General features: G+C 61.8%; 20 protein-coding genes. 13 read left to right on the top strand and 7 right to left on the bottom strand.

Annotated elements, in window-relative coordinates:
- Window positions 1-192 precede the first annotated feature (192 nt).
- The gene (locus tag ACO1XS_RS20585; RefSeq protein WP_486391576.1) at window positions 193-1,236 is read left to right on the top strand and encodes a PDDEXK nuclease domain-containing protein; all 1,044 of its coding nucleotides are present in this window, start codon (window positions 193-195) and stop codon (window positions 1,234-1,236) included.
- A 36-nt stretch (window positions 1,237-1,272) separates the two neighbouring features.
- Complete coding sequence (locus ACO1XS_RS20580; RefSeq protein WP_486391575.1) at window positions 1,273-1,905, top strand: class I SAM-dependent methyltransferase; 633 nt, start codon at window positions 1,273-1,275, stop codon at window positions 1,903-1,905.
- A gap of 181 nt (window positions 1,906-2,086) precedes the next feature.
- On the opposite strand, the gene ACO1XS_RS20575 is transcribed toward ACO1XS_RS20580, so the two are convergent.
- From ACO1XS_RS20575 to ACO1XS_RS20555, 5 genes are all read right to left on the bottom strand, one after another.
- Window positions 2,087-2,533 carry a hypothetical protein gene (locus tag ACO1XS_RS20575; protein WP_331573488.1) on the bottom strand — a complete coding sequence of 149 codons (447 nt, stop codon included), beginning with the start codon at window positions 2,531-2,533 and terminating at the stop codon, window positions 2,087-2,089.
- A gap of 118 nt (window positions 2,534-2,651) precedes the next feature.
- Complete coding sequence (locus ACO1XS_RS20570; RefSeq protein WP_331573482.1) at window positions 2,652-3,593, bottom strand: ornithine cyclodeaminase family protein; 942 nt, start codon at window positions 3,591-3,593, stop codon at window positions 2,652-2,654.
- 18 nt (window positions 3,594-3,611) lie between these two features.
- The gene (locus tag ACO1XS_RS20565; protein ID WP_486391574.1) at window positions 3,612-4,670 is read right to left on the bottom strand and encodes an asparaginase; all 1,059 of its coding nucleotides are present in this window, start codon (window positions 4,668-4,670) and stop codon (window positions 3,612-3,614) included.
- The gene (locus ACO1XS_RS20560) at window positions 4,670-5,920 is read right to left on the bottom strand and encodes a D-amino acid dehydrogenase (protein WP_486391573.1); all 1,251 of its coding nucleotides are present in this window, start codon (window positions 5,918-5,920) and stop codon (window positions 4,670-4,672) included. The genes ACO1XS_RS20565 and ACO1XS_RS20560 overlap by 1 nt, the downstream gene beginning before the upstream one ends.
- 162 nt (window positions 5,921-6,082) lie before the next feature.
- The gene (locus ACO1XS_RS20555) at window positions 6,083-7,165 is read right to left on the bottom strand and encodes a GlxA family transcriptional regulator (RefSeq protein ID WP_486391572.1); all 1,083 of its coding nucleotides are present in this window, start codon (window positions 7,163-7,165) and stop codon (window positions 6,083-6,085) included.
- Between the two features lie 226 nt (window positions 7,166-7,391).
- Here ACO1XS_RS20555 and ACO1XS_RS20550 point away from each other — a divergent pair, with 226 nt between their 5' ends.
- The 7 genes from ACO1XS_RS20550 (at window position 7,392) to ACO1XS_RS20520 (ending at window position 13,306) form a co-directional block, all read left to right on the top strand.
- Window positions 7,392-8,546 (top strand): branched-chain amino acid ABC transporter substrate-binding protein, encoded by a 1,155-nt coding sequence (locus ACO1XS_RS20550; protein ID WP_331573476.1) that lies wholly within the window; start codon window positions 7,392-7,394, stop codon window positions 8,544-8,546.
- Between the two features lie 184 nt (window positions 8,547-8,730).
- The gene (locus tag ACO1XS_RS20545) at window positions 8,731-9,681 is read left to right on the top strand and encodes a branched-chain amino acid ABC transporter permease (protein WP_481581477.1); all 951 of its coding nucleotides are present in this window, start codon (window positions 8,731-8,733) and stop codon (window positions 9,679-9,681) included.
- 18 nt (window positions 9,682-9,699) lie between these two features.
- Window positions 9,700-10,869, top strand: coding sequence for an ABC transporter permease subunit (locus tag ACO1XS_RS20540; RefSeq protein ID WP_486391571.1), 1,170 nt, complete (start codon window positions 9,700-9,702; stop codon window positions 10,867-10,869).
- Between the two features lie 17 nt (window positions 10,870-10,886).
- The gene (locus tag ACO1XS_RS20535; protein ID WP_331573471.1) at window positions 10,887-11,660 is read left to right on the top strand and encodes an ABC transporter ATP-binding protein; all 774 of its coding nucleotides are present in this window, start codon (window positions 10,887-10,889) and stop codon (window positions 11,658-11,660) included.
- Window positions 11,660-12,376, top strand: a complete 717-nt coding sequence (locus ACO1XS_RS20530; protein WP_481581480.1) for an ABC transporter ATP-binding protein — start codon at window positions 11,660-11,662, stop codon at window positions 12,374-12,376. The genes ACO1XS_RS20535 and ACO1XS_RS20530 overlap by 1 nt, the downstream gene beginning before the upstream one ends.
- 344 nt (window positions 12,377-12,720) lie before the next feature.
- Window positions 12,721-13,002: a hypothetical protein gene (locus ACO1XS_RS20525; RefSeq protein ID WP_331573466.1), complete on the top strand. Its 282-nt coding sequence runs from the start codon at window positions 12,721-12,723 to the stop codon at window positions 13,000-13,002.
- 49 nt (window positions 13,003-13,051) lie between these two features.
- Window positions 13,052-13,306 (top strand): hypothetical protein, encoded by a 255-nt coding sequence (locus ACO1XS_RS20520; protein ID WP_331573463.1) that lies wholly within the window; start codon window positions 13,052-13,054, stop codon window positions 13,304-13,306.
- A 30-nt stretch (window positions 13,307-13,336) separates the two neighbouring features.
- Here ACO1XS_RS20520 and ACO1XS_RS20515 read toward each other — a convergent pair whose 3' ends face one another.
- Both ACO1XS_RS20515 and ACO1XS_RS20510 read right to left on the bottom strand, forming a co-directional pair.
- Window positions 13,337-14,212, bottom strand: a complete 876-nt coding sequence (locus ACO1XS_RS20515) for a lipid A biosynthesis lauroyl acyltransferase (protein WP_486391570.1) — start codon at window positions 14,210-14,212, stop codon at window positions 13,337-13,339.
- Between the two features lie 12 nt (window positions 14,213-14,224).
- Window positions 14,225-14,764: a hypothetical protein gene (locus ACO1XS_RS20510; RefSeq protein ID WP_331573459.1), complete on the bottom strand. Its 540-nt coding sequence runs from the start codon at window positions 14,762-14,764 to the stop codon at window positions 14,225-14,227.
- 152 nt (window positions 14,765-14,916) lie between these two features.
- Between ACO1XS_RS20510 and ACO1XS_RS20505 the strand changes: the two genes are divergently transcribed.
- The 4 genes from ACO1XS_RS20505 to ACO1XS_RS20490 all read left to right on the top strand — a co-directional run.
- Window positions 14,917-16,914 carry a methyl-accepting chemotaxis protein gene (locus ACO1XS_RS20505; RefSeq protein ID WP_486391569.1) on the top strand — a complete coding sequence of 666 codons (1,998 nt, stop codon included), beginning with the start codon at window positions 14,917-14,919 and terminating at the stop codon, window positions 16,912-16,914.
- A gap of 605 nt (window positions 16,915-17,519) precedes the next feature.
- On the top strand, window positions 17,520-19,721 hold the full coding sequence (locus tag ACO1XS_RS20500) for a type I secretion system permease/ATPase (RefSeq protein WP_331573455.1): 2,202 nt from the start codon (window positions 17,520-17,522) through the stop codon (window positions 19,719-19,721).
- Entirely contained in the window at window positions 19,705-21,126 is a 1,422-nt protein-coding gene (locus ACO1XS_RS20495; protein ID WP_331573453.1) for an HlyD family type I secretion periplasmic adaptor subunit, read from the top strand. The genes ACO1XS_RS20500 and ACO1XS_RS20495 overlap by 17 nt, the downstream gene beginning before the upstream one ends.
- Before the next feature lie 95 nt (window positions 21,127-21,221).
- Window positions 21,222-25,183, top strand: a 3,962-nt coding sequence (locus ACO1XS_RS20490) for a beta strand repeat-containing protein (RefSeq protein WP_486391568.1), incomplete at its 3' end; no start/stop codon positions are given.

The following is a 25,183-nucleotide window of genomic DNA, read 5'->3' as shown; positions in this document are numbered from 1 at the left end:
CAAGACACTCGCGGACTTTCGGAACACGAGTTATCGGAACCGCGTGAATGACCTCACCAACTCAGCCGGTCGATGTCGCCGACCTCGCGCACAGGCAGCGGGCCCCAGTCTTGCCCGGACCGTTGTCCCGACCGGTCTCGCCCGGGATAATGCCCCCACCTGTTGACTAACGCTGCTCGCACGGATGGCTGCATGACCGATTCTCTAAGCCCATGGGGCGACGACGATTACCGACACTGGTTAACCGAGCTTAAGCAGCGGGTTGAACTCGCACGTCAGCGCGCAGCGGCAAGCGCGAATCGCGAACTCGTCACTCTGTACTGGCAGATCGGGCACGATATCTTGGACCGACAACAACGCCAGGGCTGGGGCGCGAAGGTCATCGACCGGCTTGCACGGGATCTAAAGGCGGCTTTTCCCGACATGCAAGGGTTTTCACCACGCAACCTCAAGTACATGCGGGCGTTGGCGCAAGCATGGCCGACGCCCGCAATTGTGCAACAGGCCGTTGCACAATTGCCTTGGTCTCATATCGTGACCTTGCTAGACAAGCTCAAGGAGCCGGGCGCACGCAATTGGTACGCGGCACAATCGCTCGAGCACGGCTGGTCGCGCAACGTGCTTGCGATGCAGATCGATACCCACGCTTATTCGCGTGCCGGTGCCGCGATCACCAATTTTGATGTGCGACTCCCTCCACCGCAATCCGATCTGGCGCGCGAAGCATTGAAGGATCCGTACGTGTTCGATTTTCTGGGGCTGACGGAAGACGCACAGGAACGCCATATCGAAACCGCGCTAACGCGTCACATCACGCGTTTTCTGCTCGAGCTGGGTGCCGGCTTCGCGTTCGTTGGTCGCCAGTATCGGCTTGTCGTCGGTGGCGACGAATTTTTCATCGACTTGTTGTTCTATCACTTGAAGCTACGCAGCTACGTTGTGGTCGAATTGAAGGCGACGTCCTTCCGTCCCGAATACGCTGGCCAACTCAACTTTTATCTGTCTGCGGTCGACGCAGAGCTGAAGGGGCCCGACGATCAGCCGACGATCGGCTTGCTCTTATGTCGAGAGAAGAACCGGCTGGTTGCAGAATACGCACTGCGCGGGATGACCAATCCGATGGGCGTCGCGGAATACCAGCTTCTCCGTCAGGTTCCGGAGCCGCTCGAAGCAGGCTTGCCGTCGATCGACGAGATCGAGGCAGAACTCGGCCCCGATCTGCCCGACGTCGAATGAGGGTGACGACGTGCTAGGCATTGGAGACCTCTTCCCATGACACTCACCGCTGGCGACCTCGAACGGATCAGCACCGCTACGCTGCAGCACTATAACGCGCATGCGGAAGATTTCCGCGAAGGCACGAGCGACCACGACGTCACGCAGAACATCAACGCTCTTTTGCGTCATATCGTCAGCGAGCCGCCTTTTGCGATCCTCGATTTTGGCTGCGGGCCGGGGCGGGATCTCAAGGCGTTCACTTCGCTGGGACATCGCGCAGTCGGCCTCGATGGTGCCGAACGCTTCGTCGCGATGGCACGCGCGGAGACCGGCTGCGAAGTGTGGCATCAGGATTTTCTGCACCTCGACTTGCCAGTTGCACACTTTGACGGCGTTTTCGCCAACGCCAGCCTGTTCCATGTTCCGAGTCAAGCTTTGGCGCGCGTGCTGCGGCAATTGCACTCGACGCTAAAGCATGGCGGCGTGCTATTCAGCTCCAATCCGCGCGGCGCGAATCAGGAAGGCTGGAGCTACGGCCGCTATGGCGCGTTCCATGATCTCGAAGCATGGCGGCGATACATGGTGGATGCGGGATTTGTCGAACTCGAGCACTATTACCGGCCCGCCGGCTTGCCGCGCGAGCAACAGCCTTGGCTCGCCAGCGTATGGCGCAAGCCGTCCGCTTGAAGTGCCAGGCGCATTGGCGAACTCGACGGGCGCCTAAACTTTTATCGTCTGACGAGATCAGCCCGAACGAAGGCTCGTTGCAGCAGCAACCCATAGCCGGATCGAGATTGCGGGGCAAAGAGATATCGTGCAGCCACTGCGCGAACACCCTGACCCGCCATGCCTGAACCACGCCCGCGACTCAATTCCCTTCGCATAACACAGCTGTAATCAAGAGGGGAACCACTTCATGAATAATGGCGTCGCTGCCCGCTTGGCGAACGCGCGCCTCGACCGACTCGGCAGGGCCGGTTACTACCACGCCGTACGATGACGCCGTAGCCGGATGGCCACTTCCCTGTTTGAACATCGCATCGTTCGGTTCGTACCCGAAGACCGCATAGACGCGAAAGCCGAATGCCGTCAAATTACTGCCGTGCACTGGCCGAAACGCGTTGACCGAGTTCGGCTCAATGCGCATGGGCTTCGCCTCGATGGCCTTGTCGCCCACAAGCGCGGCGATGAACTCGTGCGCATTCGATTTACAGTCGAGTTGCGGATCGAGCGCATGGGCATCGCAGAGCACCGGAGGCAGTCCAGCGCCCAACGCCGTAACGAGGGTTAGCGTGTTGAAGGCGACCTTTCCCATCGTAGCCACGCACGTCGTTCTATCAGATTGCATACTCGCACGCCCAGCATTTGGCGTCGGTACGGTGGCGCTCCATGTTGCGCGCCACACGACCGGGACATCTGGACGTCTGGTCCCGTCAAAGAACCGCCCCCCCACATTCCGGCGCTGCCATAGCCCTGCGCGTGACTAACTCGCCGAGCGCAACATCGGCAAGCGCGATCCCCAGGGATTTGAAGACTGTTATTTCGCCACGCGGTCGCTCCTGGACATAGCCATTGGCGATGACGTCGCCGAGCTCCACAATGTTGCTCCAGTCAACCACCCCCGGCGCCGCCATCAGTAGGTCCCCCGCCTCTTCCTCTGCCTGCGCGAGCGATTCGACGACGATCATGCCGGCTCGAGAAAGCGTCGTGTCGTCGATTTCGCGCGCGCTCGGCTTGCTGGAGCCGATCGCTGCGACGAAGGTTCCCGGCTTGAGGTTGGCACCGTCGAAGAGCGGGATGGTGCTGCGCGTAGCAGTGACAACGACGTCGGCTGCCTGCACCGCCGTTTCGGCCGTGGACGCCTCGAAGCATACGCCAGCGTAGCGTGTCTGCATTTGCGCAACCGTTTCCTGCACGCCCTCGCTGCCGACAATCAGCACGCGCTCGATGCCCGATTTCTCGACGAGAGCCCGGATGTGCGCTCTGGCCTGCACGCCGGTTCCGAATATCGCGAGCACCTTCGCGTCGGCGCAGCCGAATGCGTCAAACGCAATGCGGGTCACCGCCGCTGTGCGATATTCCGTGAGCGCTCCGCCATGGATGATGGAGAGCAACCTTCCGTCATGTGTGGAGAACAAGGGAATCACGAAGTCGAAAACCCCCTTGTGCGTCGAATATACCTTCGCGCCGCACACACCAGCGCCGGGCAAGATTGCTCCCATGGTGCTCAACGACACGTCTTCGCCGAGCGTCCGTACGCGTGGCTGGATCTTCGCTCTTCGCCTGCCTTGTTCAGCAAGCGCGAAGCGCAGCGCTTCAATGGCGTCGCTCATCGTGATCAGGCGGCGGACCTGATCGTCGGTCACTATGTACATTGTGTTTCCTGGCAGGGGTCAAAAGCGATAGAAGGCTGCCTGCAACGCGCGGCGCTCGTCCGGATTGGTCAGCATCGCCAGCATCAAGAGAATGCGAGCCTTCTGAGGCGGCTGATCGTCAACGACGATCCAGTCATAATCGTCGTCAGGCTGTGCGCCGTTGCGGATCACTACGCCGCTCCCGGTCCGTGAGGCCCTCACCACGTGCAGCCCCTCACGCGCGGCCTCCCGCAGCGGCTCGACCATATGTTCGGCGATGTTGCCATTGCCAGTGCCAGCGAATACAAGGCCGCTCGCATCCGCTGCAATGGCGCGGACCAGTTCACTCTCAAGCGCGCCATAGGCATATACGACGACGACTTTCGGCAACACCTCGATGTCGTCGATAAACCACGGCGTGGAAACAGTGTGATCTCGCGATGGCGTACGGTAGTAGCGAGGCTTGCCTTGGATCACATAACCGAGCGCGCCGTAGGGCGAGCCGAATGCCTCGAGCTTGAAGCTGTTTGTCTTCGTGACGTCTCGAGCAGTATGGATCTCCTGGTTTGCGACGACGAGCGTTCCTTTTCCATGCGAAGACGGATGAGTGGCTACCGCGATCGCGTCGTATAGATTCAGCGACGCGTCGGAGCTCATCGCCGATGGCGGCCGCATGGAGCCGACCACGACGACGGGCTTCACGCTCTTCAACGTCAGGTGCAGAAAGTACGCGGTCTCCTCAATGGTGTCGGTGCCGTGCGTGAGAATGACGCCGTCTACCGTATCGTTCTTGAGTACCTCGGATATCCGCTTCCCGATCATGAGCAGGTGCTGTTCGTTGAAGTTCTCCGAGCCGCTCTGCAGCAGCTGTTCCGCGCTCAGGTTCGCAAGCGACGACGCTTCCGGAATGGCTGACAGGATTTCGTCGATCGCCAGCACGGAGCACGCGTAGGAGGAGGTGTCGACGGCGCTTGCGCCGCGGCCGGCAATCGTACCGCCCGTGCCGATGACCACAATATTGGGCTTGTCTTTCATTCGGTATCGATTCGAGGAATTTGTGAGGGAGGACAACCGCGCGTCACACCTTGTACGGCTCATTAAACGAGCGAGAAAAAGTTGGACAACGACTGATCGGGCTTTCCGTCGATCCAACCCGTGAGCAACGCGGCCGACCCGGCGGCCAACGTGAAACCGAGCGCGCCATGCCCAATGTTGAGCCAGAGATTCGGATAACGCGTGGGCCCGATAATCGGTGTGCCGCGAGGCGTGGCGGGCCGCAGCCCGGTCCACTCGGTCGCGTCGGCGTGATCGGCTACAACCTGAGGGAACAGCGCGGCGACCTCCGCACGTAGCGCGGCAACGCGCGACGGATCCAGCTTGAGGGAGTAGCCGTCGAAGTCAGCCATGCCCGCCACGCGCAACCGGTCACCAAGACGCGCATAGACCACTTTGCGTGCGAAATCAGTGACACTCAACGTCGGCGCGATCGACTGCGGTCTCAGCGGGTAGGTCAAGCTGTAGCCCTTGAGCGGATAAACAGGAACGTGAAGGCCCAAAGGCTGAAGCAGATGCGTTGCGCCGGCCCCGGCAGCCACGACGACATGGTCCGCTTCGAGCGCCCCGCCACAGCTGCGCGCCACGATGTGTCCGCCTTTGGCGACCTCCAGTGCGTCGATGCGCGTATTCATCGAAAACCGCACGCCGCGCGCCCTCAAAATGGCTTCGAGACCTTTGCTGAAGCGATGGCAATCGGCTGTATCTTCGCTGCGCGTATAGATGCCGCCGACGATCCGTTCGCGCACATGAGCCAGCGCGGGTTCGAGCGCGACGCATTCGTCGGCGGATAGCGCCTCCTGCTCGCAGCCGAGCGAGCGCTGAAAATCGAGCAGATCGATGGCGCCTTGCATCGCAGCAGCGTCGCGGTGCAGGACGAGCTTTCCAGAGTGCTGAAAGTCGAAGTCGAGCGTGGGTTCGTCGCGCAGGAGTTGGTGCATGAGCGCACGGCTCGCGAACGAGAGCGAGAGCAGTTCGCTCGTGGTGAGATTGCTACACCGTTGCGTGCAAGCGAACAAGAATTTCAGGCACCAGAGCCACTGCTCCGCGCTCATGAACGGTCGAAAGCGCACCGGCGAGTCCCGCCGAGTGAGCCACGCCGGCAGCTTCGACAATACGCCCGGCCCGGCCAGTGGCGCGACGTAGCTGTACGATAACTGGCCACCGTTGCCGAAGCTGGTTTCGGTAGCCACCTCACCATGCCGGTCGATGACGATGACCTGATGTCCCGCCCGGTTCAGATAATAGGCGCTCGACAGACCGATGACACCTGCACCCAATACGGCAATCTGCATGTCGCTTGTTTCCCCTGGTTCACGGTCCACTCACATGAGACAGGATGTTGAGCCAGGCGACACCAGCGGGATTGCACCGATGAGCAAAAAAATAGAAGAAACGCGACAACGAACCGCCGCCGGACAGGGGCGCGATGATGGCATCGCCGCCGTCGCCGAGCTTCAGTCTCCGCTTGGACCTGTGCGCGAGCCGCGCAGCTTGCCCGGCGTCACGCCGTAGGTCTCGCGGAAGACCCTGATGAAATGCGCGGAATCAGCGAAACCGCACTCGTATGCGATGTCCGTGACCTTGCGCCCGGTGTTCAGCAGCATCCAGCGTGCGTATCGTAGCCGCATACCGCGATAGAACTCATTCGGCGACACCTTCATTTCGGCCATGAACGCCCGCTCGAGCTGACGCACGCTAGTGCCGATCATCTTCGCGATCACCGCGATATTGAGCGGCGCTTCGAGGTTTTCCTCCATGAGCAGCGCAGCATGGCGGACGGTTGCGTCGTCCACCGACAGGTAGCCAAGTGCGCGGCGGCGCTCGATGAACGATGCGCCGGCCTGCCGGCTGACGGTCATCTGGTGAATCACCTTTGATGCGCGGTCAGGTCCGCAATGCAGATTGACGAGCCGCGCAGCGAGCTCGATGACCGAGATGCCGCCCGCACACGTGATGCGATCCCCGTCGATGAGGTAGTCGGCATGCGTAACGACGCGTAGTCCGGGAAACCTGTCGCGATAGTCGTCGAAGTGAAAGCTGTGCACGCACGCGACGTGATCCTGCATGAGTCCGGCATGGGCGAGGACGAAGCTGCCGGTGCAGATGCCGACCAGCGGAACGCCCGCTTGTGCAGCGGCGCTCAGATAGTCCCAGTAACGCCTGTCCACCTTATCGAGATGCGGCAGCAGGCCGCCGATGACGACGATGTAGTCGAACTGCCCGACTTCCGGAAAGGCCGCCTGCACCGGAACAGCGATTCCGCAGCTCGATTCGACGGTGGTGTCGTGCACGCCAATCGTCGTCCAGAGACAGCGCAACTGGCGACTCTGATCGCTGCGATCGGCAGCGTGACGTAACGCGTCGCAGAGCCCGCCGAGCGACAGGAGCGGAAAGCGCGGCCATAGCAGGATTCCGACGTTGAGCTCCGCGCCGGCGCGCCCCTGGGGCGAGTCGGGCGCCGTGGAAAGTGAATCAAGCCGCTCCACCAGTTTGTGGGCCGGCGGCGCTTTGGCCGGGGGAACGTCGGAGGAAACCATGGGCGGCGCGAATGATCGTGTGACGCCATTATAGGACCGCGCGACACGCATCGCCGCTGTCGCATTTCTTCTGTTTTCTGGCAAATCGGTGCAATGCCGCTAGTTTGTGTCCGCATAAATTTGTCTCGCCAGCGCAGACCACATGCCGCGCGGTACCAGGACGGAGGCGACGGGGACAATCCGGCGGATCGACCTCGATGCAGATAACTATCGATGAGGTAATGCAATGACCAAGAGCACAATATTGGGTCGCCGTGCGACGACCTTTGGCATTCTGGGGGCCCTGGTCTCCGTTTCTGCCGGGGTGGCGCATGCCGACGAAACCGTGAAGATCGGTGAAGTCGCGCCTCTGACCGGTCCGGCTTCATATCTGGGCAAGGACACTGAGAACGGCGCGAGGCTTGCGGTCGAGGAAATCAACGAAAAGGGGCTTGTCGTCGGCGGAAAGAAAGTCGTACTGGTTCTCGACGCCGAAGACGATGCTGGCGATCCGCGCCAAGCCACGCAGGTCGCACAAAAGCTTGTCGACGACAAGGCAGTGGCGATAGTCGGTCACATGAATTCGGGAACGACGATTCCGGCGTCCAAGATCTACCGTGATGCCGGTATCGTGCAGGTCTCGCCCTCCGCTACGAATCCGGCGTACACGCAACAGGGCTTCAAGACCGCATACCGCGTGGTTGCAACCGATGCCCAGCAAGGGCCGGCCCTCGCCGATTACGCGACGCGGACGCTAAAAGTCAGGACGGTCGCTATCGTCGACGACGCCACCGCATACGGGCAGGGTCTGGCCAATGAATTCGAGAAACGTGCGAAGGCAGACGGCCTTTCAGTGGTTTCGCACGACGCGACCAACGATAAGGCCACCGACTTCCGCGCGATCCTTACAAAAATCAAGGGTGAGCATCCCGACGTGATCATGTATGGCGGGCTCGACGCGACCGGTGGCCCGTTTGCGAAGCAGGCTAAGCAGCTCGGCATGACGCAGAAGATTCTTGCAGGCGACGGCCTGTGCGCCGACGACCTTTCAAAACTCGCCGGCGCCGCAGCCGACGACGTGATCTGCTCCATCGCAGGCTCGCCGCTCGAGAAGATGCCGAAGGGTCCGGCCTTCATGCAGCGCTACGAAAAACGCTTCGGTACACACCCTGTCCTGAACTCGCCATTCGCTTATGACGCTGTGTACGTCATTGCCGAAGCGATGAAGCGTGCGGGTTCGACGGCCCCGGACAAGATTCTTGCCGCAATGCCAGCGACGAACTATGAGGGCGTTCTCGGCCAGACGCAGTTCGACTCGAAGGGCGACCTGGTCCACGGGACGATTTCTCTCTACAAGTACGTCGGTGGAAAGCAAACCCTCCTCGACTACCTGAAGAATTAACCCGCCAGGATCTGCTGGTCAATCAGGCACAGCTGCAGCGATGCGGCTGTGTCTGTCCTACGCTTCTCCTTTTTCCTCACTCCCGCCGCATTGATAGCGAAAAGCGCCGGCTACCAAGGGGCGGTCCCGTCGCGCAGGGTGCAACTCCTGCAAACGCACAACGGCAGGACGTTCTGAACCGGATATGGACATCTTTCTTCAGCAGTTGATCAACGGGCTGGTGCTTGGAAGCATCTACGCCATCATCGCACTGGGTTACACCATGGTGTACGGGATTCTGGGCATCATCAACTTCGCGCACGGCGACGTGCTCATGGTGGGCGCCATGGTCGCGCTCTCCGCGATCGACGTGCTCCACAATCACTTCCCGGGCCTCGGGAACATCCCCACGCTCTGCATTGCGCTCGCGGTTGCCGCGGTCGTGTGTGCGGTTGTCGGGTACACGATCGAAAAGGTCGCGTACCGGCCGCTGCGTCGCGCGCCGCGCCTCGCACCGCTGATCACCGCGATCGGTGTATCGATCCTGCTGCAGACGTTCGCCATGATCATCTGGGGCCGCAATCCGCTGGCGTTCCCCCAACTCGTCTCGACCGACCCAATCAACGTCATCGAGCCGACCGAAACCGGCGTGGGCGCCGTGATCTCGATGACGGAAATCGTCATCATCGTCGTCGCGTTCGTCGTGATGGCGGGTCTGCTGCTCCTCGTGCACAAGACCAAGCTCGGCCGCGCCATGCGCGCGATTGCCGAGAACCCGAACAATGCTTCGCTGATGGGCGTGAACCCGAACTTCGTGATCTCGGCCACGTTCATGATCGGCTCGGCGCTCGCCGCGCTGGCCGGCGTGATGATCGCCTCGGAATACGGCAACGCGCACTTCTACATGGGTTTCATCCCCGGCATGAAGGCCTTCACGGCCGCGGTGCTGGGCGGTATCGGCAACCTCGGCGGCGCGATGGTCGGCGGTGTGGTGCTCGGCCTGATCGAGCAGCTCGGCGCAGGCTACATCGGCAACCTGACCGGCGGTGTGTTCGGCAGTAACTATCAGGACGTCTTCGCATTCATCGTGCTGATCGCCGTGCTCGTGTTCCGTCCGTCGGGGCTGTTGGGCGAACGTGTCGCGGACCGCGCATAAAAGAGGGAGTAGCAGAACATGACTTCAATTCAATCGATCGAGCCGTCCACGACGCTCAACCCCGACAAGAACACGACGAAGACCCTCGCAGTGGGCGTCGTGACCGCCATCGTCGTTGCCGCGGCGCCCTTCGTGGTCGGCGCCGCGGGCGGCAACTACTGGGTGCGCGTGCTCGACTTCGCGATGCTCTACGTGATGCTCGCGCTGGGCCTGAACGTGGTGGTGGGCTTCGCCGGCCTACTGGATCTGGGCTATATCGCGTTCTACGCGGTGGGCGCCTACGTCGCCGCGCTGCTCACTTCGCCGCATCTCACCACGCAGTTCGCGTGGATCGCCAACATGTTCCCGGGCGGGCTGCATACGCCGTACTGGATCGTGGTGCCGTGCGCCATGGCGCTCGCGGCGATCGCGGGACTCCTGCTCGGCGCACCGACGCTGCGGCTGCGCGGCGATTACCTCGCCATCGTGACCTTGGGCTTCGGGGAAATCGTCCGGATCTTCATGAACAATCTCGACCGTCCGGTGAACATCACCAACGGGCCGCAGGGCATTACCGGCGTCGCGCCGCTGCAGGTGTTCGGCTTCGATCTCGCGCAGCCGCACGAGATCCTTGGCTTCACGTTCACGTCGGTCTACATGTACTACTACGTGTTCGTGATCTGCGCGCTGCTCGTGATCTGGGTCTGTACGCGGTTGCAGCACTCGCGTATCGGTCGCGCCTGGGCCGCCATTCGCGAAGATGAAATCGCCGCCAAGGCGATGGGCATCAACACGCGTAACGTGAAACTGCTCGCATTCGCGATGGGCGCATCGTTCGGAGGTCTGTCGGGCGTGATGTTCGGCGCGTTCCAGGGCTTCGTGTCGCCGGAATCGTTCACCTTCTGGGAATCGGTTGTCGTGCTGGCGTGCGTGGTGCTCGGCGGCATGGGCCACATCCCGGGCGTGATCCTCGGCGCGGTGCTCCTCGCCATCTTCCCGGAATTCCTGCGTTCGACGATGGGTCCGCTGCAGCACTGGATCTTTGGTCACCAGATCGTCGATACGGAAGTGATCCGTCAACTCCTCTACGGTCTTGCGATGGTGCTGATCATGCTGTACCGCTCCGAAGGCCTGTGGCCGTCGCCGAAGCATGAAGACAAGATCGCGAAGCTCGCGAAACGTAACGGCAACAAACCGGTGCGCGCCTAAGGACTGGGAGACTGCACATGAGCGATAACATTCGACTGTCCGTGACGGGCGTGACCAAGCGCTTCGGGGGGCTGCAGGCGCTGTCCGACGTCGGCCTGGAAATTACGGAAGGCAATATCTACGGCCTGATCGGCCCGAACGGCGCTGGCAAGACGACGTTCTTCAACGTAATCACCGGGCTCTACACGCCGGACTCCGGTCAGTTCAAGCTGGACGGCGAGGCGTACACTCCGACGGCCGTTTATCAAGTTGCGAAGGCGGGCATTGCCCGTACGTTCCAGAACATCCGTCTGTTCGGTGGCATGACCGCGCTGGAGAACGTGATGGTGGGCCGCCACGTGCGCACGAAGCATGGCCTGTTCGGTGCCGTGTTCCAAACGCCGGCGGAACGCCAGGAAGAGCGAGAGATCAAAGAACATGCAATCGAGCTGCTCGAATACGTCGGCATCGCACAGTACGCGGACTACACCTCGCGCAACCTCTCATACGGTCACCAGCGCCGTCTGGAAATCGCGCGCGCGCTCGCGACCGATCCGAAGCTGCTCGCGCTCGACGAGCCGGCTGCAGGCATGAACGCGACCGAGAAGCTCGAGCTCACAAAGTTGCTCGACAAGATCCGCGGCGACGGCAAGACGATCCTCCTCATTGAACACGACGTGAAGCTGGTGATGGGCCTATGCAACCGCATGACCGTGCTCGACTACGGCAAGGTGATCGCCGAAGGTTTTCCACAAGACGTGCAGAAGGACGCGAAAGTGATCGAGGCATATCTGGGCGCGGGGGTCCACTGATGGCTACGGCAATGTTGAAAATCAAGGGGCTGCAGGTCAACTACGGCGGCATCCAGGCGGTCAAGGGTGTCGATCTGGAAGTCGCGCAGGGCGAACTGGTGACGCTGATCGGCGCGAACGGCGCGGGCAAGACCACGACGATGAAGGCGATCACGGGTCTGAAGCCGTACTCGGCTGGCGACATCGAGTACATGGGCCAGTCGATCAGGGGCGTGCCGGCGCACGAGTTGCTCAAGCGCGGCCTCGCGATGGTGCCGGAAGGCCGGGGTATCTTCGCGCGCATGTCGATCCTCGAAAACATGCAGATGGGCGCGTACCTGCGCAGCGACAGCGACGGCATCCGGAAGGACGTCGACCGTATGTTCGGCTTCTTCCCGCGCCTGAAAGAACGTGCGACGCAGCTCGCAGGCACGCTCTCGGGCGGCGAGCAGCAGATGCTGGCCATGGCACGCGCGATCATCAGCAAGCCGAAGCTTCTGTTGCTCGACGAGCCATCGATGGGTCTCTCGCCGATCATGGTGGAGAAAATTTTCGAAGTCGTGCGCACGATCTCGTCGGAAGGCATTACGGTGCTGCTCGTGGAGCAGAACGCGCGTCTTGCGCTACAGGCGGCCAATCGAGGCTACGTGATCGACTCGGGTCTCGTGACGATGGAAGGCGAGGCCAAGCAGATGCTCGACGATCCGAAGGTGCGCGCAGCGTACCTGGGAGAGTAAATCGCCAACCCCCGTTTCACGATAACGCCACCCTCAACGAGTTTGCGCAGCGCGCGACTAACCTGGGCTTCGCTACCGAAGCGCGCGAAGTCTGTTCGCAAGAACACGTCGGCCGGCCGCTCCCACAGCAGGATATTGGCCGGCAGCGCGCGAACTCAGCACTGGCACGGCGAAGCCCAAAGCCCAAGCCGGAGCCCCGCTCGGAGCGAACGCTCAAAAACCGGATTCGGGGGTTAACACCCACAATTTGTCAACACCGCGGAAAGCTTCGCGAAGGAATCCGCTTTCTATAATCGGCCTCATATGTCGTCAGCCTGCAACCAGCACAACGTTTGGACCCTGCGATGAAAGATGCCGAAATCGACCGGTGGCCATTTGCGATCCTCATGTGCGTTTGTCTGGGCGGCCTGTTGTTGAAGTCGTACGCGCTAGGGCACCACACTTCGCCGCTCGATGGCGCGTTCGCCCGCACATGGAGCGACCTGCTGCTCTTCCTCGGAGGTGTGGGCAGCGCCGCGCTTCTCTGTGTCAAGGTCTTGGGCCCCGCCAGGGTCGAGAGCATGCTTTTCTGGGTGTTCCTCGCAGGCATCATCGCCGCCGCGATCCTGTTTTGCCGGGGAATCTGAGCGAAGGCATAAGCATGGCGCGCATCATGGATCGACGCAGGAGTGAGCGATGACCGAAGGCCGGATGTCCTTACGCGCGGTCATCGACAAATGGGTTGGCCGCACGGCGACGAACCCCATCAAGATCGTTCGACACGGCGATGCACGCTCGGGCCGCTACGTGCTCGTCTCGCTCTCACGCTCGGCGACGATGCAAACGATCTTCTTCTTTCGTCACGATAACGGTAGCTGGAACGTCTTCCCGCCCGAAACCCAACGCCCCGCGATGACGCATCTGCAATACGGGCTGCATGGCATGCGCTGATTGCCGATTGCACGTTTTGCCCTTTGCGCCTCAGTACACCCCTGGCACCCCAGGCGGACGGTGCTTGAAGCGCCGGTGCACCCAGTAGTATTGATCGGGGAATCGCCGAATCTGCGTCTCGAGAAACGCGTTCATTCTCGAAGCATCGTCCATATCGCTCCCCGACGGAAACCCGTCGAGCGGCTCGAAGATCGTCAGCTTATAGCCCTTGAAATCCGGGAGTACCTCGGTCACGAACGGCACGACCCGGGCGCGGCCCAACTTCGCAAGCCGCGAGACCGAAGTCAACGTACACGCAGGAACGCCGAAAAACGGTGCAAAAACAGAGTTCTCGATACCGTGATCCATATCGGCTGCCAGCATCACGGGCTTGCCCGAGCGCAGGATCGAGAGCACCTTTCTCGCGCTCGTCGAGCGCTCGATCATTTCCGCGCCGAACCTGCCACGCTGACGCTTTGCCAGGTCGCACATGCGCGTATTCGACATGCGCGTGTACAACGCCGCGACAGGCAATTGCATCGAATACAGCATGCAGCCCACTTCGATGCCGACGAAGTGAAATCCCATGAAGATCGTCGGCGGCGCATTCGGGTCTTCGAGATCGAGCTTGCTGTCGATCTGGACGATCGCCCTGATCGCCCGGGCGCTACCGAACCACTGAATGCCCCGCTCCAGATAGCTGCGGACAACCTGCCGAAAATGAGCTTTCGCGAGATCGTCGTGCTCACGCTCGCTTTTCTCGGGAAAGCACAGGCGCAAGTTCACCAATACGATATGTTTTCGGCGGCTCGGAAGCATGTACAACATCGTGCCGAGCATACTGCCAAGTCTCGCGACCAGCGCATAAGGAAGGACCGAGAACGCGCGCAACACCGCGACGAGAAATGCGTGACCGAGTTGTTCCACGAGGTGCCCCGATCAGCCAGGCCGGCGGAATTCGCTTTCCACCCAGGCCGCGGCACTCGCCTTGGTCAATTTGAACGCTGCCGCCACACGCACCTGCGCAAGCCGTTCGCCGGCGGAATCGAGCGCGCTCAGTAGTGCGTAGGGCTCGTCCTCGTCGGGCACGATATCCAATGTGATCTCGAGTTGATCGTCGCCCGTTGCCGCCGCGACTGTCACCCGCTTATGCAACTGCGCGCGCAGTTGCTGCTCATGCCTGCGCAATACCTCGGAAGCCGTTTTCACGAGGGTATTGAATGCCGACGTGTCCAGTGGCTTCGGATCCTTCTTGTTGCGGCCCATTGTCCACGGGCCGACAAGCGCGGGTTCCGGTTCCCCGTCCTTGATCATCTGAACGGCCCAGCCATCGTCGTCTTCGTTCTTGACCACGCGCGCAGTCCAGCCCCCGTCTCGCCACAGACGGTCCTCGTGCACGGTTTCGACAACTTCGCCGCAAAGGCCCTCCGCGGCGGGACTGGTGGAGAGGTCGGACGATGAAAACAGCGTATCGGTCATTTCGGGTTGATGGTCGTTCGTGGGCGGCAGCATTCGGCACAAGGATGGGATTCTACTCGCCCGGTGGACCGATCTGTTCAAGTTTGCCCTGAATCTGCCGTTTACCCGGGGTTGGCCCGACACGGCACCCATCGAACTCCTGGAGCTCATTCATGAACGTATCGCGCGCGCGCAGTCTCAGCATCGGCGCACGGCTTGCCGCCCTGTCCTGCACGCTCGTGGCACTGCTGTTTCTCGCATTCTCGTGGGCGTTGACACAAGCCGCGGGCACACAGGTGCGCGAGCAGGTCATGAAACAAGTGGATGGAAAAAATCGCTCGATCGGCGAAATGATCAGCGTGGTCGATCAGACGCTGACGGCCGAGGTGGGCCGTTCGATGACGCTTTTTGCAAGCTTTCTGTCCGGCCCGTTCACGATCGACGAGAACACCAAAATCGACGTCAACGGTGTGGCCACGCCGACGTTCAAAGCCGGCGAGCGCGTGCTGAACCTCGATTTCACGATACCCGATCAATTCCTGGAGCGCAGCGGCGCAGTCGCCACCGTATTCGTACGCAATGGCGACGACTTCATCCGCGTCACGACGTCGCTCAAGAAGCAAGACGGGTCGCGAGCGATCGGCACGCTGCTCGACCGCAAAGGTCCCGCATATGGGCCCGTCATGGCGGGGCGCACCTATACGGGGCTCGCGGCGCTCTTCGGCAAACAGTACATCACTCAATACAAGCCGATCACGGATGGGTCTGGCCGTATCGTCGGCGCGCTTTTCGTCGGCGTCGATATCGAGGCGCAGATGCAGGCGCTGCAGGACCAGATTCGCAAGCTCAAGGTCGGCGAAAGCGGCTATTACTTCGTGATCGACGCGTCGAGCGGCGCGAACCGCGGCAAGTTCATCGTGCACCCGGCCGCAGCCGGACAGCGCTTCGACGACAAGAACGGGCCCTACACGCGCATGCTCGAACAAAAGGAAGGCCGCATCGATTATGCGTCGGCGGACGCCTCGCTCGGCGAGACCGCTGCACGGGAGAAGACGGTTTCGTTCATCACCGTGCCCGAATGGCAATGGATCGTCGGCGGTGTCGCGTTGCGCGACGAGGTCATGGCGGAGATCGCCTCGACTCGCAACCGCTTCGCCGCGATCGGTGTGGCCTTGCTGATCGCTTTCGGCGTGTTCTTTTCGATCGCGGTGCGCCGCGTGGTGAGCCGCCCGCTCGAGCGGATCGCTGCCGCGGCGGGCCAGCTCGCTGCGGGCGACCTGGCCGTGCGGCTGAGCGGTAGTGGCACAGCCCGTTCCCGCGCCGGCGTGCGAGACGATGAAATCGGCCGGCTCATGCGCGCCATCGACGGCGTCGGCGAAGGCCTTGCGCGCATCGTCGCCCAGGTACGCGAAGCCGCCGCCGGCGTCAGCGCAGGCACGGCACGCATTTCGGCGAGTAGCGGCGACGTCGCGTCCCGCATCGCCACACAAGCAGCGAGCGTCGAACAAACCGCCGCCAGTATGGAGGAGATCACGTCGACGGTTCAGCAAAATGCGGATCACGCCGCACGCGCCAACGCCGTCGTCGGGAGCGCCGCGGACGCGGCGCTCGGCGGCGGGCAAGCCGTCGAGCGCGTCGTCTCGACCATGAGCGACATCAATCAGGCCTCGCAGAAAATCGCTGACATTACGACCGTGATCGAGGGCATCGCATTCCAAACCAATATCCTTGCGCTCAACGCAGCGGTCGAAGCTGCGCGCGCGGGCGAACACGGCCGAGGGTTCGCCGTCGTGGCGTCCGAGGTTCGCGCGCTCGCGCAACGCAGCGCCGCAGCCGCCAAGGAGATCGCCACTGTAATCGGCGAATCGACATCCACCGTGCAAAACGGCTATCGGATTGCCGCGGAAGCCAGCACGGCGATGCAGGGTATCGTGGCGCGCGTCGATGAAGTGCGCGCGATCATCGGCGACATTGCTGTCGCATCGCGTCAACAGTCGGCCGGCATCGAGCAGGTCAATATCGCCATTACGCAAATCGGTCAGGCCACACAGCAAAACGCGGCGCTCGTCGAAGAAGCCGCCGACGTATCGCGATCGCTCGAAGCCCAGGCGTTCAGCCTCGATGGCGCAGTCTCGGCGTTCAAGCTCACGAGCGACGCCCCGGGCGCTTGAGCTGGCATCCAGTGGGGGCACAGGCCTGGCGCGCCTCATCGGAGGTCGACATGCTGCTCGACGATGCCGCACAGGAGGTTCTGCGCGGCCGGCGGCGAACTCATCGTTCTGCCGGCCGAGCGCATGCCTTCACGCCCAGGCTTGAGCGCCATCTACCGATTTCGTACCTGTGCGTGAGACCGCACGTCACGCAGGTACCACAACGGTCGTCGCAGAAATGAGACACGTCGGACGCGCTCAATTGGGCGCGTCCACCTCACGAGAACCTGTGCATACGGGCCTTTGCCGCGAGCTGCCAGCCGACTTCCTCGTTCCCCCAGCCTTGAGTTCGTCTTACGTCTGAGACGAAATCGCCAGCTTTCTGCCTCGCATCCCTCCTTTTTGCGGCGGGTGCCGCATGGCTGCTGGATGCGCCGCCAATGGCGCAGTGCTTGCTAAAGCAGTCCGCGCATCGGTAGCGGGCAACGATCGGTTCCGTAGAAGAACCATAAGGACCAAGGAAGGGGGATCTCATGGACAAGGCTAACGCGCTGCTAGCGAGGCCTTCAGCGCTCGGGGGAGCGCTGAATCAGGGTGCTCATCGCATTTTCGCGCGCTTGTTTTAAATGCATTCCGCCACACCGGAAGCCGCCACCGAGCCGGCAAGCGAGCCCGCTGCTCGAGGATGGGATGTCCCACCGACCTCCGGAATCGAAAACGATCCGTTGCTCGGCTGTCTCATCGCGCTCGCCCGGCTATTCAACCAGCCAACGAGTGCCGACGCGCTCGTGGCAGGCCTGCCACTGAACGATCAGCACCTGACGCCTGCGCTTTTCATTCGGGCGGCGGCGCGTATCGGCATATCGGCGAAGCTCAACAGACGCCAGCTCGACAGCATTACCGACATGCTATTGCCGGCCGTCCTTCTCTTGCGAGATCAGCAGGCCTGCGTCCTGTTGCGCAGGAACGGCGGCGGCAGTATGCAAGTCGTTCTCCCGGAAACAGGCGACGGCGAACAAGAAATCAGCGTAGCCGATCTGCAGGAACGCTATACAGGCCTCGTTCTCTTCGCGCGCCCTGCTCACCGGTATCACGAGTGCGATCCGGACAGCGCCGTGCCGCGCGCGAGCCACTGGTTCTGGGGCGTGGTGAAGCAGGCATGGCCGATCTACGCGGAAGTGATGATTGCATCGCTGATGGTCAATGTGTTCGCGCTAGCGATGCCGCTTTTCACGATGAACGTCTACGACCGGGTGGTCCCGAACCACACGCATGAGACGTTATGGGCTTTGACGGTCGGCGTCATGGTGGTGATAGTGTTCGATTTGCTCATGCGATCGCTACGCGGCTATTTCATCGACGTGGCCGGCAAGAAAATCGACGTGATTCTTTCCGCCAATCTGTTCGAGAAAGTGCTGGCGATTCAGATGGCCGAGCGACCGCCTTCCGTGGGTGCCTTTGCCTCGAACATTCAGGAGTTCGAAGCAGTAAGGGAATTCCTCACCTCGGCGACCGCCTCCGCGTTGATCGATCTCCCCCTTTGCGTCGTTTTCATCGCAGCGATGTTCTGGGTTGGCGGCGCCCTCGGATGGCTCCCGCTGATCGCCCTGCCGCTCGTCGTGGGATTCGGCCTCGCCGTACAAGGGCCATTGGCCGCGACGGTCGAGGTCAGTCAACGCCACACGGCTCAACGGCAAGCCCTATTGATCGAATCGCTAGTGGGACTCGAGGCCATCAAGATCAACGGCGCCGAAGGCCAAATGCAGTCGTTGTGGGAACAGACGGTCGGCCAGTTAGCCCGTCTTGGCTTGCGCTCGCGCTTTCTTTCGGCGTGCGCAGTCAACTTCGCCGCTTTCACGCAGCAGGCCACCTATCTCATCGTCGTCGTATGCGGTGTCTACTTGATTGCCGACGGCAAGCTCACCACAGGCGGCCTCATTGCCTGCACGATTTTCACCGGTCGCGCATTGTCTCCCATGAGCCAGGTTGCGTCCCTGCTGACCCGCTATCACCAGTCGCGCGGCGCGCTCGCATCGATCCAGCGATTGATGCATCTGCCGGTCGAGCGCCCTGCCGACAAACGGTTCGTGCACCGCCCTGCGCTGCGCGGGAGCATCGAATTCAAGAATGTCCATTTTTCATATCCCCGCCAAACCGGCGCTGCGCTCGAAGGCGTGTCGTTCCGGATTGCTGCCGGAGAACGTGTCGGCATCATCGGCCGGGTCGGCTCGGGAAAGACTACCGTCGAAAAACTGATTCTCGGCCTGTACCCGCCCGCTTCCGGGAATGTGCTTGTCGACGGCGTCGAGTTGCGACAGTTCGATCCTGCACAACTGCGGCGCGGTATCGGCCACGTTCCGCAGGATGTCGTGCTCTTCAACGGCTCCGTGAGAGAAAACATCGTGCTCGGTGCGCCGAGCGCGGACGATGCGGCCGTACTGCGCGCGGCGCGAATTTCCGGGGTGGCGGACTTCGTCGACCGTCTGCCGAACGGATTCGACCTGCCCGTCGGCGAACGAGGCGAAGCATTGTCCGGCGGTCAGCGGCAGGCGATCGCGATCGCGCGCGCCGAGTTGCTCTCGCCGCCCATTCTGGTGCTCGACGAGCCGAGCAGCGCAATGGACAACCGCTCCGAAGAGCTCTTCAAGGCGCGGCTCGCCCCGCAACTCGAAGGGCGTACGCTGGTGCTGATTACGCATCGTGCATCCCTGCTGGCGCTCGTCGACCGGCTGATCGTCATGGATCAGGGACGCGTCATCGCCGATGGGCCCAAGGATCAGGTCTTGGCCGCCCTTGCCGGAAGGAGGCTTCATGTCGCGGCCGGCTGAGCACAACGGCGCGGATTCGTCGACCGTGCACCGCGGCACGCTCGCGGCTCTGGCATATCGCATGAGTGCCGCGCTGCGGCCGCGGCCCGACGATACGGCGTTCATGCGCGAGCGCTGCGCAGCCGTCATGGAAGGGCCGCGCTATTTCACCCACTGGATCCTCTGGGCGACATTGGCCTTCTTCCTCGCCGCATTGACTTGGGCCGCGTTCGCCAACGTAGACGAGGTCATCGTTGGAGAGGGAAAGGTTATCCCGACACGCCGAATTCAAGTCGTGCAAAACCTCGATGGCGGCATCGTCTCCGAGATCATGGTCCGTGTCGGGCAAGTCGTGCGGAAAGACGAGCCGCTGTTGCGCATCGACGACACACGGTTTGCATCGTCGTACAAAGAGGGAAAAACCAAGGATGCCGCGTTGATCGCGAGGATCGCACGGCTCACTGCGGAAGCGAACGACACGGCGTTTATCGCTCCTCCGCAATTGGAGAAAACGGATCCGTCGCTGCTCAATCAGGAACAATCGCTGTTCGAATCCCGTCAGCGTGAATTGCAAGCGAACCTGGCCGTGCTCAAACAACAGTCGGAGCAACATCGCCAGGAACTGGCGGAGAAGCGTTCGCGCGAGGTGCAACTGCAGCACAGTTACAGCCTCGTCGCCAAGGAACTCGAGTTGACGAGCCCACTGGTCCAAAAGGGTGCCGTTTCCGATGTGGAAGTGTTGCGGCTGGAACGCCAGGCCAACGATATGAAGGGCGAGCTGGATGCAACGCGACTCGCCATGCCAAGGCTGGACGCTGCGTGGCGTGAAGCTCGACAAAAGATCGACGAGCTCACCGCGCGCTTCCGGGCGGACGCGATGAAGGAACTGAATGAAACGCGCGCCGAACAAGCGGCCCTGAGCGCGGCCAACGTTGCACTGGAAGACCGTGTCACGCGCACGACCGTGCGGGCGCCCGTGAAAGGCATGATCAAGCAAATCAAGATCAACACCGTGGGCGGTGTCGTTCAGCCGGGCATGGACCTGCTCGAAATCGTGCCGCTCGACGAGACGTTACTGATCGAGGCACGCGTGAAGCCTTCGGACATCGCGTTTTTGCACCCGGGTCAGGACGCAACGGTCAAGCTTTCCGCTTACGACTTTTCCATTTATGGCGGATTTCCCGCGACGGTCGAGGACATCAGCGCCGACACCTTGGTGCCCGAGCGCCCCGGCGAAAAGCCGGAAAGTTACTACCGTGTCCTCGTTCGCACGAAGACGAACAAGCCCAGCGGCCAGCGCGAGCCTGTGCGGATCGTGCCGGGGATGATTGCGACCGTCGATATCCAGACCGGGCGCCGAACTGTACTGCATTACCTGCTCAAGCCCGTGATCAAGACGAAGGAAACTGCGTTACGCGAGCGTTGAGATCAAGCGGATTTCAGTTTTATTCACATACGGCTCGGCGGCATCGCTTCGTCGAGACTGGTTGTGCCAGGCACTAAACAAAACGGGGAAGACTCATGGCTACCATCACCAGCGGAACGACTGTCTCGATCAGCAACACGCCGCAGGCCACCGACGACGTCTATACATCCGCGCAGACAGGGCTGACCGACAACTCGCTCGGCGTTGTCTACCTGAATGTGATGGCCAACGATCTCGGCGGAGCGGCGAAGACACTCTACTCCGTCGATAGCGGTACCGAGACTACGCTGACGCAGGAACAAAGCGCGCTGTTGACTCAGGACACCACGCGCGCGGAAGCCGTCAGTACGGACTACAGTGCGCATGGTGCGCACATCTGGATCACGTCCGACGGAAAAGTCGGATACGATGCCAGCCACATCGACTCTTCCTGGCTTGCAAACAGTTTCAACACGCTGGGTTACGCGCAAGACAGCTTCAACTATGCGATTCGACTCGGCAACGGCACGCTCAGTTGGGCGACGGCCTATGTCGACATTGCGCCGCCGGCGCCTGTCGTGGCATTGGCAAACGACACGGGGAATTCCGCGCACGACTGGATCACCTCGGATGGCACGCTCTCCCTGGGCGGCCTTGCATATGGTGCCACCGTGCAGTACAGCACCGACAATGGCGCGCATTGGAGCAGTAGCTTCACTGCCGTTGGAGGACTGAATTCCGTCGAAGTGCGGCAGGTCGATGTCCTTGGCAATGTTTCGGCAACGTCGACCTGCTCGTTCATGCTCGACACAACGGCCGCGGCGGCTCCTGGGGTAGCCCTGACGACGGACTCGGGCAGCAGCGCATCGGATCACGTGACGAACGTCGGTGCGTTGAGCCTCACCGGTGTTGAAGCGGGCGCGACGGTACAGTACAGCACCGATAACGGCGCTCATTGGACCAGCGGTTTCAGTGCGGTGCAGGGGCTGAATTCTGTCGAGGTGCGGCAAATTGATACGGCAGGCAACGTATCGGCGGCGACCACGTTCAGCTTTACGCTCGATACGTCGGCTGCCGCGCCGGGGGTGACCCTTGCCACCGACTCCGGCAGCAGCACGAACGACCACGTCACCAACGTCGGCACGCTGAACGTCAGCGGTGTCGAGAACGGCGCTACGGTACAGTACTCCACCGATGGCGGGCAGAGCTGGAGCAGCAGCTTTACCGCCACCGAAGGCACGAACAGCGTCGAGGTGCGTCAAACTGATGTGGCCGGGAATGTCTCGAACGCCACGACCTTCAGCTTCACCCTCGATACAACCGCCGCCGCCCCGGGCGTGACCCTTGCCACCGATTCGGGCAGCAGCACGACCGACCACGTCACCAACGCCGGCACACTGAACCTCAGCGGTGTCGAGAACGGCGCCACCGTACAGTACAGCACCGATAACGGTGCTCATTGGACCAGCAGTTTCACTGCAGTCGAGGGGTTGAATTCTGTCGAGGTGCGGCAGACCGATGTGGCCGGCAACGTCTCCAGCGCCACGACCTTCAGCTTCACCCTCGATACAACCGCCGCTGCCCCGGGCGTGACCCTTGCCACCGATTCCGGCAGCAGTGGCTCGGATCACATCACCAACGTCGGCACGCTGAACCTCACCGGTGTCGAAAACGGCGCCGCCGTACAGTACTCCACCGATGGTGGCCAAAGCTGGAGCACCAGCTTCACCGCCGTCGAAGGCACGAACAACGTCGAAGTTCGTCAAACCGATGTAGCGGGCAACGTCTCGAACGCCACGACCTTCACCTTCACCCTCGATACAGCGGCCGCAGCCCCAGGCGTCGCGCTTGCCACCGATTCGGGCAGCAGCGCCTCGGATCACATCACTAACGTCGGCACATTGAACCTCACCGGTGTCGAGAACGGCGCCGCCGTACAGTACTCCACCGATGGTGGCCAAAGCTGGAGCACCAGCTTTACCGCCGTCGAAGGCACGAACAGCGTCGAAGTCCGGCAAACCGATGTAGCCGGCAACGTCTCCAACGCCACGAGCTTCAGCTTCACCCTCGATACAGCGGTGGCCACCCCGGGCGTGAGCCTTACCGCCGATTCCGGCAGCAGCGCCACCGACCACGTCACTAACGTTGGCACACTGAACCTCACCGGTGTCGAGAGCGGCGCTGCGGTACAGTACTCCACCGATGGCGGGCAAAGCTGGAGCGGCAGCTTAACCGCCGTCGAAGGCACGAACAGCGTCGAAGTTCGTCAAACCGATGTAGCCGGCAACGTCTCGAACGCCACGAGCTTCAGCTTCACGCTCGATACAACCGCCGCGGCCCCGGGCGTGGCGCTTGCCACCGACTCCGGCAGCAGCGCGACCGACCACATCACCAACGTCGGCACGCTCAATCTGAGCGGTGTCGAGAGCGGCGCCGTCGTCGAATATTCGACTGATGGCGGGCAAAGCTGGAGCAGCAGTTTCACCGCCACCGAAGGCACGAACAGCGTCGAAGTGCGCCAAACCGATGTGGCCGGCAACGTCTCCAACGCCACGAGCTTCAGCTTTACCCTCGATACAGCAGCAGCCGCGCCGGGCGTGACGCTTGCCACCGACTCCGGCAGCAGTGCCTCGGATCACATCACCAACGTCGGCACGCTCAATCTCAGCGGTGTCGAAACCGGTGCGGCTGTACAGTACAGCACCGATAACGGCGCTCATTGGACCAGCAGTTTCAATGCAGTGGAGGGGTTGAATTCTGTCGAAGTGCGCCAGACCGATGTTGCGGGCAACGTCTCGAACGCCACCAGCTTCAGCTTCACCCTTGATACGGCGGCTGCCGCCCCGGGCGTGGCGCTTGCCACCGATTCGGGCGGCAGCACGACCGACCACATCACAAACGTTGGCACGCTCAATCTGAGCGGTGTCGAGAGCGGCGCTACGGTACAGTACTCCACCGATGGCGGGCAAAGCTGGAGCAGCAGCTTCACCGCCGTCGAAGGCACGAACAGCGTCGAGGTGCGTCAAACTGATGTGGCCGGGAATGTCTCGAACGCCACGACCTTCAGCTTCACCCTCGATACAACCGCCGCTGCCCCGGGCGTGACGCTTGCCACCGACTCCGGCAGCAGTGGCTCGGATCACATTACCAACGTCGGCACACTGAACCTCACCGGTGTCGAGAACGGCGCTACGGTCGAATACTCCACCGATGGCGGGCAAAGCTGGAGCAGCAGTTTCACCGCCACCGAAGGCACGAACAGTGTCGAGGTGCGCCAAACCGATGTGGCCGGCAACGTCTCGAACGCCACGAGCTTCAGCTTCACCCTTGATACGGCGGCTGCTGCCCCGAGCGTGGCGCTTGCTACCGACTCCGGCAGCAGTGGCTCGGATCACATTACCAACGTTGGCACACTGAATCTGAGCGGTGTCGAGAACGGCGCCGCTGTCGAATATTCGACTGATGGCGGCCAAAGCTGGAGCAGCAGTTTCACCGCCGTCGAAGGCACGAACAGCGTCGAAGTTCGTCAAACTGATGTAGCGGGGAATGTCTCCAACGCCACGAGCTTCAGCTTCACGCTCGATACAGCGGCCGCAGCCCCCGGCGTCGCGCTTGCCACCGATTCGGGCAGCAGCGCCTCGGATCACATCACCAACGTCGGCACACTGAACCTCACCGGTGTCGAGAACGGCGCTACGGTCGAATACTCCACCGATGGCGGTCAAAGCTGGAGCACCAGTTTCACCGCCACCGAAGGCACGAACAGCGTCGAGGTGCGCCAAACCGATGTGGCCGGCAACGTCTCCAACGCCACGACCTTCAGCTTCACCCTCGATACAGCGGCTGCCGCCCCGGGCGTGAGCCTTGCCACCGACTCCGGCAGCAGCGCGACCGACCACATCACCAACGTCGGCACACTGAATCTGAGCGGTGTCGAGAACGGCGCCGCCGTCGAATATTCGACTGATGGCGGTCAAAGCTGGAGCAGCAGCTTCACCGCCACCGAAGGCACGAACAGCGTCGAAGTGCGCCAAACCGATGTGGCCGGCAACGTCTCCAACGCCACGAGCTTCAGCTT

The sequence above is a fragment of the Trinickia sp. genome, from assembly GCF_057351765.1.
Note: the sequence above shows the minus strand (reverse complement) of the source record. Positions and strands in the feature narration are given on the sequence as shown.